At 63.2% G+C, this 12,940-nt stretch carries 12 protein-coding genes; 8 read left to right on the plus strand and 4 right to left on the minus strand.

The window, feature by feature from the left end; genetic code table 11:
* Positions 1-332 precede the first annotated feature (332 nt).
* Positions 333-1,277, plus strand: a complete 945-nt coding sequence (locus PIN31009_RS08100; RefSeq protein ID WP_058379700.1) for an acetaldehyde dehydrogenase (acetylating) — start codon at positions 333-335, stop codon at positions 1,275-1,277.
* 32 nt (positions 1,278-1,309) lie between these two features.
* Positions 1,310-2,329, plus strand: coding sequence for a 4-hydroxy-2-oxovalerate aldolase (gene dmpG / locus PIN31009_RS08105; protein ID WP_058379699.1), 1,020 nt, complete (start codon positions 1,310-1,312; stop codon positions 2,327-2,329).
* Between the two features lie 125 nt (positions 2,330-2,454).
* Here the strand turns inward: dmpG and PIN31009_RS08110 are convergent, their stop codons facing one another.
* A complete protein-coding gene (locus PIN31009_RS08110; protein ID WP_150683765.1) occupies positions 2,455-3,240 on the minus strand; it encodes an IclR family transcriptional regulator in 786 nt (261 codons plus the stop codon).
* Entirely contained in the window at positions 3,240-4,202 is a 963-nt protein-coding gene (locus tag PIN31009_RS08115) for a flagellar brake protein (RefSeq protein ID WP_174997039.1), read from the minus strand. Before PIN31009_RS08115 ends, PIN31009_RS08110 begins: the two co-directional genes overlap by 1 nt.
* A 416-nt stretch (positions 4,203-4,618) precedes the next feature.
* Here PIN31009_RS08115 and PIN31009_RS08120 point away from each other — a divergent pair, with 416 nt between their 5' ends.
* Positions 4,619-6,283: a hypothetical protein gene (locus tag PIN31009_RS08120; RefSeq protein ID WP_150789906.1), complete on the plus strand. Its 1,665-nt coding sequence runs from the start codon at positions 4,619-4,621 to the stop codon at positions 6,281-6,283.
* 65 nt (positions 6,284-6,348) lie between these two features.
* On the opposite strand, the gene PIN31009_RS08125 is transcribed toward PIN31009_RS08120, so the two are convergent.
* Positions 6,349-7,257 carry a LysR substrate-binding domain-containing protein gene (locus PIN31009_RS08125; RefSeq protein WP_150789907.1) on the minus strand — a complete coding sequence of 303 codons (909 nt, stop codon included), beginning with the start codon at positions 7,255-7,257 and terminating at the stop codon, positions 6,349-6,351.
* Positions 7,258-7,433: 176 nt separating this feature from the next.
* On the opposite strand from PIN31009_RS08125, the gene PIN31009_RS08130 reads away from it, so the two are divergent.
* From PIN31009_RS08130 to PIN31009_RS08140, 3 genes are all read left to right on the plus strand, one after another.
* A complete protein-coding gene (locus PIN31009_RS08130) occupies positions 7,434-8,174 on the plus strand; it encodes a pirin family protein (protein WP_150789908.1) in 741 nt (246 codons plus the stop codon).
* 73 nt (positions 8,175-8,247) lie between these two features.
* Positions 8,248-8,670 (plus strand): DoxX family protein, encoded by a 423-nt coding sequence (locus tag PIN31009_RS08135; RefSeq protein ID WP_150789909.1) that lies wholly within the window; start codon positions 8,248-8,250, stop codon positions 8,668-8,670.
* An 84-nt stretch (positions 8,671-8,754) separates the two neighbouring features.
* Positions 8,755-9,117: a nuclear transport factor 2 family protein gene (locus PIN31009_RS08140; protein WP_150789910.1), complete on the plus strand. Its 363-nt coding sequence runs from the start codon at positions 8,755-8,757 to the stop codon at positions 9,115-9,117.
* Between the two features lie 43 nt (positions 9,118-9,160).
* Here the strand turns inward: PIN31009_RS08140 and PIN31009_RS08145 are convergent, their stop codons facing one another.
* A complete protein-coding gene (locus PIN31009_RS08145; protein ID WP_150789911.1) occupies positions 9,161-10,033 on the minus strand; it encodes a LysR family transcriptional regulator in 873 nt (290 codons plus the stop codon).
* 189 nt (positions 10,034-10,222) lie between these two features.
* Between PIN31009_RS08145 and PIN31009_RS08150 the strand changes: the two genes are divergently transcribed.
* Both PIN31009_RS08150 and PIN31009_RS08155 read left to right on the plus strand, forming a co-directional pair.
* Complete coding sequence (locus PIN31009_RS08150; RefSeq protein ID WP_087688468.1) at positions 10,223-11,566, plus strand: MFS transporter; 1,344 nt, start codon at positions 10,223-10,225, stop codon at positions 11,564-11,566.
* 181 nt (positions 11,567-11,747) lie between these two features.
* The gene (locus PIN31009_RS08155; protein WP_150789912.1) at positions 11,748-12,938 is read left to right on the plus strand and encodes a M20 aminoacylase family protein; all 1,191 of its coding nucleotides are present in this window, start codon (positions 11,748-11,750) and stop codon (positions 12,936-12,938) included.
* The last annotated feature ends 2 nt before the right edge of the window (positions 12,939-12,940 follow it).

A 12,940-nucleotide genomic window follows, 5' to 3' on the forward strand; every position in this document is an offset into this window, starting at 1 on the left:
GATAGCTATCCGCAAGTTGTCCACTGGCTTGCAAACAAATTCTGTGGATAACGTTACCTCGCCGAAACACGCGTCGTGCCTCGATTTGCAGCGATTGGCACAACTTTCGCGCTCTGCTTTTCTTCCCTGTCGAATCAGTCACTTGCGATGCTTTTCCGCAAGTTATCAACGGGCTTGTGAACAAAAAGTGTGGATAAGCCAGTGGCGGGTTCGTCGGTTTCTAATATCTCAATATATGAGATCAATGTTTACATATTGACATTAAAGCGGCGACGGAATTACGATGCGCCTCATACCGGTAAGCGGTGGACGGATACGTTCAGGAGACGACAGTGACGGAACGACGCAAACAGAAAGTGGCGATCATTGGTTCGGGCAACATCGGCACCGACCTCATGATCAAGGTGATGCGCAATAGCGAGCATCTGGAAATGGGCGCGATGGTCGGTATCGATCCGGCGTCCGACGGACTGGCGCGTGCGCAGCGCCTCGGGGTGCCGGTGACTTCCGGCGGCATCGAAGGCCTGCTGGCCATGCCGGGCTTTGAAGACATTCGCATCGCGTTCGACGCCACGTCGGCCAAAGCCCATGCGCACCACAACGAGCTGCTGCAAGCGCGCGGCGTGCAGGTGATCGACCTGACGCCGGCGGCGATTGGGCCGTACGTGATCCCGTCGATCAATCTCGACGCGCATCTCGACGCCACCAACATCAACATGGTGACGTGCGGCGGACAAGCCACGATTCCGATGGTCGCGGCCATCTCACAAGTGGCAAAGGTGCATTACGCCGAAATCGTCGCGTCGATTTCGAGCAAGTCGGCCGGCCCGGGCACGCGCGCCAACATCGACGAGTTCACCGAAACCACGTCGAAGGCGATCGAAGTGCTGGGCGGCGCGTCGCGCGGCAAGGCGATCATCGTGCTGAATCCGGCCGAGCCGCCGCTCATCATGCGCGACACCGTGTTCGTGCTGTCCGAGCCGGGCGATCAGGCCGCCATCGAAGCCAGCATCCAGACGATGGTCGACAAGGTGCACGCCTATGTGCCGGGCTATCGCCTCAAGCAGAAAGTGCAATTCGAACTGTTCGACGCATCGCGTCCGCTCAACGTGCCGGGTCTCGGCAAGCTGACGGGTCTGAAGACGTCGGTATTCCTCGAAGTGGAAGGGGCCGCGCACTACCTGCCGGCCTATGCGGGCAACCTCGACATCATGACCAGCGCTGCGCTGGCGTGTGCCGATCGTATCGCCGCCACTCGTCTGGCCCTCGCGGCCTGAACGCCGCACGCTCTTCGGGAAGACACCTCACCATGACGCAGAAAAAACTCTATATCTCCGACGTGACGCTGCGCGACGGCAGCCACGCCATTCGTCACCAGTACAGCATCGCCAACGTGAAGGCGATTGCGGCGGCGCTCGATGCCGCCCGCGTCGATTCCATCGAAGTCGCCCACGGCGACGGCTTGTCGGGTTCGAGCTTCAACTACGGGTTTGGCGCACACACCGATCTCGAATGGATTGCCGCTGTTGCCGAAACCGTTCAGCACGCCAAGGTCGCCACGCTGTTGCTGCCGGGCGTGGGCACCGTGCACGACCTGCGTGAAGCCTATGACGCCGGTGCCCGCGTGGTGCGTATCGCCACGCACTGCACCGAGGCCGACGTTTCGCGTCAGCACATCGAATACGCCCGCGAACTCGGCATGGACACCGTCGGCTTTCTGATGATGAGCCACATGACCACGCCGCAGCATCTGGCGGAGCAGGCCAAGTTGATGGAGTCGTACGGCGCCACGTGTATCTACGTGGTGGACTCGGGCGGTGCACTGGGCATGACCGACGTGCGCGATCGTTTCCGCGCGTTCAAGGACGTGCTGAACGCCGACACCCTGACTGGCATGCATGCGCACCACAACCTGAGTCTGGGCGTGGCGAACTCGATCGTGGCCGTGGAAGAGGGCTGCGACCGTATCGACGCGAGCCTCGCGGGCATGGGTGCGGGCGCTGGCAATGCGCCGCTGGAAGTGTTCATTGCGGCGGCGTCGCGTCTGGGCTGGAACCACGGCTGCGACCTGTACACCCTGATGGACGCGGCCGACGACATCGTGCGTCCGTTGCAGGATCGCGCCGTGCGCGTGGATCGCGAAACGCTGGCGCTGGGCTATGCCGGTGTGTACTCGAGCTTCCTGCGTCACGCCGAAGCGGCCGCCGCGCGTTATGACCTGAAGACGGTCGACATTCTCGTCGAACTGGGTCAGCGCCGCATGGTCGGCGGACAGGAAGACATGATCGTGGACGTTGCGCTCGATCTGCTCAAGCGCCGCGCTGCCTGACGATTTCACCCAAGCAGTTGTAGCATCTCGGCAAGTTTTCACGCCGGCCATTCTCACGAAGGGCCGGCGTTTTTTATTCGCGCTTATTCGCGCTTATTCGTGAATGAGAGAGCGGGCGGCGCTGCTCAGCGCGCGTTGCCCGACCAGCCGAGTTGCTGGCTGATGCGTGCGGCGGCGTCCTTCACGCGCGGCACGAGTTCCTGCATGCGCTCGCGGCTCATGTACTTGGTCGTGCTCGACACACTGATCGCCGCCACGATGCGCTGGCTAGCGTCATAGATCGGCGCGGCCACGCAGCGAATCGTCGGCGTGTCGTCTTCCAGATCGAACGCATAGCCCTGCCGGGCATAGTCGCGCATGCGTGTGAGCCATGGCGCCGTGTCGATCGGATGGGCGGGCACTTGGGTCTGATAGTGCTCAAGCTGCGCCCGCCATTCGGCTTCGTCCTGATCGAGCAGCAGCGCCTTGCCCACGCCCGTCACGCAAATCGGCTTACGACCGCCGATACGTGAACTGATTTCCACCGCCCGTTGACCGGGCAGCTTGTCGAGATACATCACCTCCCAGCCATCGGCCACGGCCAGATGGACGGTGTCCTGCGTTTCGCTGGCGAGGGCTTCGAGCGTGGGGCGAGCCACACGCGGCAGGTCGATCTGCCGGTAGGCGAGAAAGCCGAGTTCGATGAGCTTGTTGCCGAGCCGGTAGCCGCGACGCGGCTCGAAGCGCAGGTACCCGGCGTGCACCAGCGCCGACGCAATGCGATGCGTGGTCGACGACGTGATGCCCAGATGGGCGGACAGCGCGGGCACGGTATCGATACCGGCGGCAACGGCTTCGACGATATCGAGGCCGCGAAACAGCGTCTGGCTCGCGAGCGTGCGCGGACGTTCTCCTTCCGACGATTTCGCCATCACGCGCCTCCGAGCGCGAGCAAGCGCTCATACACATAGCACTTGAGGGCGACGTAATGCGCGGGTTCGAGCGACGGCAATTCGATGCCGTGCAGGTGCGCACCGTCATCGTTTTGCTGAATGCCGCGAATCGTACCGGTGGCTTCCACGGGCATATCGATATCGCCGACCCGTACGCGGAAGGCCAGTTGCATCATGTCGCCGGGGGCGCCGAGCGGGGCGTCGGTCAGCAACGACACGCCTTCTGCGCTCACGTCCTGCAACAGGGCGAGGGACTTGGCTTCACCCATCGTGATCGACGCAACCAGACGGGCAGAGACCCGTTGCGAGCGGCGCAGCACTTTGCGGCGGATCTGTGCGGGCGCGGAAAGCACCACGTACTCGAACGGCATGCGCTCCACGCGCTCGACCGTGCAGACGAAGTGATAGATGTCTTCGCCCGAGAACGTCCACAGTTCGAGACGTTCGCTGGCTTGCAAAGAGGGCGGCGCCGAGCGGCCGGTCGGTGCGGTGACGAACAGCATCTGATTCGGGGCATGGCCGATGACGCGCGTGCGAATGCGCTGCGAACCGGCACCGGGCGGCAACTGAATCTGAAGCCAGTCGCCGGGGCGCAGGTTGAGGTCGGTGAGTCCGTACTGCGTTTGTGCACCGCCTGCGGTATCGGTGGCGGTGGTGGCTGCCACTGCGCCTGCGGCAGACATGTCAGTGCTTGTTTCGGTGTCGGCAGCAGCGCCCTCGTCAGTGCCCACTTCGGTGTCGACGCCGAGTGTGGCGGCACGATGCGGCGCGAATGACGTGAACAGCCAATCGAGACCCGCTTGGGTCGGGACGATATCGCCCTCTGCCAGCAGCGGGTCGCCGTTACGGTCGACGACGGCCCAGAGCAAGGGTTCGCCGAGGGGGATGTCGGCGGGCGTGAGCGCTACGAGCGGTAACGACGATGACGTGGCAGAAGACATGGCAGAAGACGTGGCAATAAGCGAGTGAGCGTGACGCGCGCCATGCGCGCAGCAGAATTCGTGCGGCGTCGGACCGTGGCAAGACAACGCAGCCATAGCGGACGTCAGTGGTCCGAAGTCTACCGCGCCGCATTGGCACTTGGCGAGAGGAGACGCGCCATGACAACGGCGATCCCGCTTGCGCGGCGTGTGCAGCTTGCGTAAGTGGGCACTCGCTGGGGGAGGTGTCGTTTGACGATTTGCGACGGGGTTTGCTGTTTTCCCGTCAGAGACTCGCGGCCGGTGCTGCCACTACCGCGTGCCCGCTCGATGGGCTGTCGCGAGCGGTCCCGCCGTCCCCCTATGGTCGACGGTTTGCCAGCGCTCATTGAGGCCATCGATCGACGCTGGCGCACACCATCAGGCAAGGGGGAGTCATGCCACATCAGGTCGCCATCCGGACGGAAGCGGCACGCAATGAGCGCAAATGTTGCTCGTGGAACGGTGCACGTGGGGCGAGCTTTGCGCGCACACACGAACAGGTCGCGCACCGCAGTTCGCGGCAAGCAGACATTGCCGACAGTCTCGTGCGCACGTCCAATTGCATGCGCGAGCTCGGGCCCGATGTGCTGTCGACCCGCCGCGCGATGCGTCGCGAACTCACCGATGCGTTCATGCGCGCGTGGGCCGGCCTTTGGGTGACAACCGGGCCATGCCAGCACTTTTATCGCAAGGAGTTCGATCTGGCCCACGAGCGTGATGTGCGGCTGGCGACCCAGCTTGAACATATCGAAACGACGCTGACCGGCCCGATGCACACAGAGGCGGGCGTGAAATACGAGCCAGTTCAAGATCCGTTCGACGCCGTGGCTGGCGACATCGCCACTTGGTTGCGGGCCATGAGCAATACCGGTGACCGGGGATGGCATTTTCGCGTGGCGCGCGATCTGCTGTCGCTACTCGGCAACGTGTCGTTGCTCGCGATCATCGGCGAACGGTTCTATCGTGACGCCGCGCAAGCGTCGATCTCACCCGAGCCGGTCGGCGGCCCGTGGCCCGGTGCTGCGGCGGCGAACACACCGTTCGACATCCCGTGGGCCGACTGGACGCTACTGAGCGTCGAGGGCCTGAAGGGCCTGATCACGCAATCGCTGGGTTCGCCAACGCTGATTCGCCACCACGCCGTCGATGAAGTGCTCAAGCGCATGGACGCCGGCTGCCGGTTACTCGCCGCGTGTTTGCCGGACGACCTGCCGGGCAGGGCCGGTGTGGCCGCGTCACCGTATTCCTCATGGCGTGATGCGCTGGGCACGCTCACGCGGCTACGTGACGTGGCGACCGTGTTCACGCTGGCGAATTCGGCGGTGCCCCCGGCACGATTGATCCTTTGGGTGTCGTCGTGGCTGGGGCCACAGACGCACGGCCTCGATAGCGACCGGGGTGTGCTGCGGGTGGCGGGTCTTGTGCTCGACAGCTGCCGCGCGGTGACAAGTCTTGCGGGGACATGGGCGCGTAACGTCGCGTTCGCACACGATGCGCGCCAGTTACGCGACCGGTGGCAGGTATTGGGTGACGCCGTAGGGCGGGTGCCGGAAGCGGAACTGGCGATGGTGATGCGGCATGTGGCGCGCGTCATGAAAATCTCGATTCACTGCGACACGGCGTTGCTCGCAAAAATCGCCTCGGATAAGGGCTTGTGCGAGTTTCTTCTGGATCATCCCGATCCGCTGACGGTGAACGCGATTGCGCAATCATGCGAGCGCTACGGTGTGCAGAGCCACCCGTCGATCACGGGAAACCTGTCGTTCCTGAGCCTGCGCCCGGCGGAGAGTTCGTGGGGCAAGCGCTGGCGAGACGAAGGGTGGCAATGGAGCAGCGCGACGTCGGTACGCGCCGCGTACCGGCTGTTACTGGCGTATCAGCACTACGGCGCGATGTTGCCGGAGTGGCTGATGGCGCGCGGCCCGTGCGGTGGCGAACGTGTCGCGCCAGCGTTCGATGCGTGCAGGCTCGGTGCCGGATCGAATTCGGCTTCCGCAGCGACGGTGTGCGTCGATATCGACGACATCGTCGACATCGATGTTCACGAAACGCGCCTGTAAGCGCAATCGGCAGGTGTCGCGCCGCGTGCGCCATCACACCATCACACGATCACACCATCACACGGTCACGCAGGTTGTTCAAAGCCGGCCACGAGTGCATCGAGCAGATGGCGTACCGCGGGCACCATGCCACGTCGCGTCGGAAAGATCGCATGCACCAGCCCCGGCGCCGTCGACAGGTCCGGCAACAGCCGGTGCAAGTGCCCGGCGAGCAAGTCCTCCTTCACGAACTCGGCCGGCAGCAGCGCGACGCCGACGCCCGTCATGGCCGCCATGCGCAGGCTGTCGAGGTCGTCCGTCGCCAATCGCGGCCGATGGGTGAGTGACGCGACCCGGCCCTCGGCATCGATCAACTGCCACGTATGGCGCTCGTTCTTGCTAGCCATCGACAGCGTTGGCCAATCCTTCAATGCATCGAGCGACGCGGGCTCGACATATTGCTTCGCCAAGGCCGCGCTGGCGACGAGCACCAGCGCTGACTGCCCAAGCTGCCGAACTGCGAGGTCGGTGTCATCGAGCGGCGGGAGCCTCACGCGAATCGCGAAATCCAGCCCTTCTTCAATGACGTCCACGCGGCGGTTGGTGGCGTCGAGCAGTACCTGAACCTGCGGATTCTCCTGCACGTAGCGCGAGACGATCGCGGTGATGCCCGAGCGCAATAGTCCCAACGGACAACTGATTCGCACCGTGCCCTGCGGCTGGCTGCGGGTCTGATCGATCAGGTCTTTGGCGGCGCGCGACTCTGCGACCAGCGCGAGACAGTGCTGATGAAACTGCCGCCCGGTTTCCGTGAGCGACAGACTTCGGCTGGTGCGGTTGAGCAGGCGCACACCCAACTCTTCTTCCAGCGCGCGCACGCGTCGGCTCAGCTTCGATGTCTGAAGGCCGAGATGACGTGCGGCGGCGGTGAAGCTGCCATGCTCGACCACTTCGGCAAAGAGCCTGAGGTCGTTGAGATCCGAGATCGGGTCCATCGGGGGGAAGACTCCGTGAAACGTCTAAATGCGTTCCTATCGTTCTACAGGAAGCAACGATGCTTTTCAATATGGGAGATATGCAGCCGATCTTTGCCCGAATAGCATTCTCTCCATTGCCAGAGCCCCCGTAGATATCCGCGAGTGGTTCAGGCGCGTGAATCAAGGAGATAGCCATGCTTACTCATCGGCGTTCGGAAATGCTCGACAGCGTCGACCACGGTTGGCTGCGGGCGAAGTATCACTTTCAGGTCAGGCCCGCCGGTAACCCGGCGCACAAGGCGCTCGGTCCGCTGATCGTCTGGAACGACGACGAAATCGCCGTGGACGGTGGCTTTCCGTTTCACGGGCACAGCGATGTGGAAATCATCACTTACGTCCGGCACGGCGTGCTCGGACACCGCGACACGCTGGGGTCGGAAGGCACGATCCGTGCGGGCGACGTTCAGGTGATGAGCGCGGGCACCGGCATTCGTCACGCCGAGTTCAACAAGGGCGACGTGCCGCTGAAGCTCTTTCAGATCTGGCTGAAGCCCCGGGCGGAAGGCGGCCAACCGCACTGGGACACGCGGGCGTTTCCCAAGGCCAAGGTGATTTCCAACAGTCCCAACGCGCCGTCGGGCGCTGGCGGCAAGGCACGTTTCACCGTCCTCGCCAGCGGCTACTACGCGAGCGACGAGGGCGCGCTGCCCATACGGGCCGATGCCCGGCTGCTGGGGGCAACACTCGCGGCGGGCGAAACGGTTCGGCACACGCTCGGGCCGTCGCGCAGCGCCTATCTCGTGGTCGCGGCCGGACGCATCGCCATCAACGGCGAGCCCATGGGCCCGCTGGACGGCGTGGCCATGACGGACGTCTCAACTGCCGAGATCACTGCTTTCGAAGACGCTGAACTGGTCATGGTGGAGACCGGTTGAGCTTCGACTTTTTCATTCCACCTCACGGGTTTTCTCTTTTCTTTTTTTTTTTTGATTTCTCAGGACTTTTGCGATGAACAACTACAAATTTCTCCCGTTGCTGGGTCGCGTTTTGCTCGGCGCACCGTTTCTCATGAGCGGGCTGGGCAAGCTCGGCGCGCACGCCGCCACGGTCGGATACATCGGCGCGGTTGGTCTGCCCGCACCGTCGCTCGCCTATCTCGTGGCGGTGCTCGTTGAAGCGGGCGGCGGCCTGCTGCTGATCACGGGCTTCCGTGCCCGTCCGGTGTCGTTGGTGCTGGCCTTGTTTTCCATCGCTACTGCGGTGTTTTTCCATCACAACTTTGCCGATCAGAACCAAATGATCCACTTCCTGAAGAACGTGATGATGGCCGGCGGTTTGCTCCAGATTACCTATTTCGGTGCGGGTGCCTACAGCTTTGATGCGCGCGCCAAGGCCGCCGCGTTGCGTGGCTCGGTGCCGAGTGCGTCGTGAGTGTAGCCGCGTAGTGGCGCACGTATGACGGACGTCAAAACGTGCGCCACGTCCGGTCGAAACGAGTTTCAGGAGGCCCAGATCATGACCTACGATATTCCGACGCTGCTGCAACGCAACCTCGATATGTTTGGCGAGAACGACCCGGTGCGCCGACGCGCGCTCATCGACGCGTTCTACACCGACGATTGCGTGTTTTACGACCCGAACATGGGCGTCTATCGCGGGCGTGACCAACTCGACCGGATCGCCGGTGCCATCAAGGCCACGCATCCTGAATTCAAGTACCAGCCGATTGCGTTGCCCGATGTGTCAGGCGACGGCGGGCGAATTCGCTGGGTCTCCGGGCGCCCCGGTTATGCCCCCGAATACGCCGGGACGGATGTCATTCTGGCGCGCGACGGCCGGATTGCCGCGATCTATCTCTTCTTCGATCCGCTGCCTTGATGGTGCGACAGCACACGAAACAGATGGGGTGCTGAAGACGCGATCACCCCTGCGCCATGACCTGTTGCGCGATAGCGGTCGTAATGCCGATCTTGTCGTGACGCACGCGCTCCAGCAGGCCGATGCTGCGTTGCTCGGTCACGCCGGGCAACGGCACGATGCGAAGCGTTTCCTCGTGGGCCCATGTGGCGCTGCGCAGCATGGGCACCACAGCGACCCCCAGCCCTTGGCGCACCAGCGCGACGATGCCCTCAATCGAACTCAGTTCCAGATACTCATTGACCTTGACGCGTTGACGCCGCACTGCGCGATCGATCAGCGCGCCGGTGCGTTGCGTCTTGTCGAAGCGCAGAAAGCGCTCCGTCGACAGGAGCCGCGCCGCCGGCGCCGGCTTCATATCCGCCGGTGTGAGCAGCACCAGTGACTCCTTATATAGCGGCGTCCAGCGCACGCCCGCCGGCCGGCGTCCCGAGGGCTCGACGAGCACCGCGCAATCGATATCGCCCGCATCGAGCTGGGCGGTCAACTCGATCGATCGTGCCGTCTGGATCAAGACGTCGAGATGCGGCTGCGCATCCTTGATCTGCGAGACGGCGGCGGCCAGCGCGCTGACGGCTGACTCGACCGTACCGATGCTGACGGTTCCGGCGGGCGTTTCAATGCCCGACGCCAGCATCTGCATGGTCTGGTATTGCGCCAGCAACTGCTTGGCGTGCGGCAGCAGCGCGCGGCCCATCGCATTGAGCGCGACCGACCGGCCCACCCGGTCGAACAGCGCGTGATCGAATTCTTCTTCCAGCGCACGCATCTGCATGCTCACGGCCGATTGCGTCATCGCCAGATGCTCGGCGGCTGACGCAAACGAGCCGTAGCGCGCGACTGCCGTAAAAGTGCGCATGAATCGCAGGTTGCTCACGGGGGTGCCTCGCAGGTTTTGCCTGATTTTGCTGGGTTGTGAAGACCGTCGGCGTCTTTCGATTCATCAAAAAAGTTGCGACGACGGATCACAAATTCTAGCTTTTATTGGTTTTTTGGCACAAGCAGAATGGGTCGATGCGAGTGCAGTCGGCTTGCCACGGTAAAACTTCGAGACAGGAGCATCACCATGGAAGTTTCGGTTGGGCGCGACAGCGCCTCGAATTCGGCTAATGCTGCCAACCCGGCAGTGCCCGAGCGATCGGGCAAACGTATTGATGCCCGCATCATCGCGGTATCCACCATCGGCAACGCGCTCGAATGGTTCGATTTCACCGTCTTCACCTTCTTCGCGGCGAACATCGCCCGCCAGTTCTTCCCCAGCGACAACCCGACCGCCGCCTTGCTTGCGGCATGGACCACCTTCGGCGTGGGCTTTCTCACGCGCCCGCTCGGCGGTATTGTGCTCGGCAACTACGCCGACAAACACGGCCGTAAAGCTGCCTTGTTGCTGACCATTTCGGTCATGGCGCTCGGTGTGGCCGTCATCGCGTTTGCGCCGACGTATGCGCAGATCGGCATGGCTGCGCCCATCCTGATGTTGATCGGCCGCTTCCTGCAAGGCTTCTCGGCGGGCGGCGAAGTGGGCAGTGCCACGGCCTTTTTGGTCGAGCATGCCCCGGTCGAGCGCCGTGGCGTGTACGGCAGCTTCCAGATGATTGCGCAGGCATGCAGCATGCTGCTCGGCGCCATCGTTTCGGTGGGCATTACGCAGGCGTTGACGCCGGAGCAGATCGATTCGTTCGGCTGGCGTATCCCGTTCGTGCTCGGCCTGCTGATTGTGCCGGTTGGTTTGTATGTGCGCTCGCGCCTCGATGAGTCGCCGGTGTTCAAGGATGCGGCCAAGCGCGCAGCACCGGAGCGCTCGCCGTTTATCGAATCGATCACGCAGCACTGGCGTCAGGTGCTGGCCGGTTTCGGTCTCACCGTGTACGGCACGATCGGCACGTACATCTTCTATTACTACATGCCGAGCTACGCCACGAAGTCGTTGGGCATTCCGTTCAAGAGCAGCGTCATCGCGTCGTTGTGTGCCGCCGTGGCGTACATCATCGGCACCTTCGCCTCGGGCCGTATCTCGGACTCGATCGGGCGCAAGAAGCCGATGGTGGCCTCGGCGCTCATCAGCCTGATCATCGCGTATCCGCTGTTCCTCGCGGTGAGCCATACGCCGACGCTGCCGATGCTGATCTTCGTGCAGTGCTGCCTGATGCTCTCGCTCGGCTTGTTCCAAGGGTCGTATTGCGCGTTCGTGTGCGAGTTGTTCCCGTCGCGGGTACGTGCCACGTCGATGGCCATCGGCTACAACTTCGCGGTGATGATCTTCGGCGGTTTTGCCGGGGCGATCGCCACGCTGCTGATCGGCTGGACGGGCGACAAGCTCGCCGTTGTGTACTACGGCTTGTTCGGCGCGGCAGTGGGCCTCATCACGATTCTGATGCTCAAAGACCGCTCGCGTCAGCCGCTGGCGTAACCCTTCATTCACCATCGCGCGGGAGTCTGGCTCCCCTGATTTCCGCGCGTGTCTTGCCTGACGAATTCCCGTAACCGGCCCCATTACCCCGTAAAGCACACCGTGCATGACTGCCCCTGAGCCGGGGGTAGTCGCCGCTGCATTGGGGCCTTTCGATAACGTCCAATCAGAGTCCACTCCCATGTCCATCATTCCCGAAATTGCCGAACGTACGGCAGAACTTCAGGCGATTCGCCGAGATATCCATGCGCATCCGGAACTGCGCTACGAAGAGGAGCGCACGGCCGACATCGTCGCGCGCCTGCTCGAATCGTGGGGCATCGAGGTCACGCGTGGTCTGGGCAAGACCGGTGTCGTCGGTGTGCTGCGCAACGGCATCGGCACGAAGACCATCGGCCTGCGTGCCGACATGGATGCGTTGCCGATTCAGGAACTGAACACGTTCGAGCACGCCTCGCAATACGCCGGCAAGATGCACGCGTGCGGTCACGACGGCCACACGGCCATGCTGTTGGGCGCGGCCCAGCATCTCGCGGCGCATCGCACGTTCGACGGCACCATCGTGTTCATCTTTCAGCCAGCGGAAGAGGGCGGTGGCGGCGCCAAGGCCATGCTCAAGGATGGTTTGTTCGAGAAATTTCCGGTCGACGCCGTGTTCGCGCTGCACAACTGGCCGGGGCTTGCCGCCGGTAGTTTCGGGGCACGGGTGGGGGCGACGCAGGCGTCGAGCAACGAGTTCCGGATTGTCGTGAAGGGCACGGGCGCACACGCTGCGATGCCGCACGACGGTATCGACCCGGTGCTAACTGCCATGCAGATCGGCACGGGGCTGCAAAGCATCATGACGCGCAACAAGCGCCCGATCGATGCCGCCGTGCTGTCGATCACCCAGATGCAGGCAGGCGAAGCCATCAATGTGATTCCGAATACGGCCACGTTGGCCGGCACGGTGCGCACGTTCTCGCTCGAAGTGCTCGATCTGGTGGAAACGCGCATGCGCGAGTTCTGCGAAGCGACGGCGGCGGCGTATGGCTGCACGGTCGAGTTCTCGTTCGTCCGCAACTACCCGCCGACGGTCAACACGGCCGCCGAGACGCAGTTCGCTGTGAATGTGATGCAGGAGATCGTCGGCCGCGATCACGTGGTGAGCCCGATCGATCCGACCATGGGCGCGGAAGACTTTTCGTTCTTCCTGCTGGAGCGCCCGGGCTGCTATGCGTACATCGGCAACGGGCTGGGCGATCACCGCGCGCATGGTCACGGACTCGGGCCGTGCATGCTGCACAACACTAGCTATGACTTCAACGACGACGTGCTGACGCTGGGCTCCACCTACTGGGTGCGGCTGGCAGAAGCCTTTTTGGTGGCCTGACG

Source organism: Pandoraea iniqua (assembly GCF_902459685.1).
GTDB lineage: Bacteria > Pseudomonadota > Gammaproteobacteria > Burkholderiales > Burkholderiaceae > Pandoraea > Pandoraea iniqua.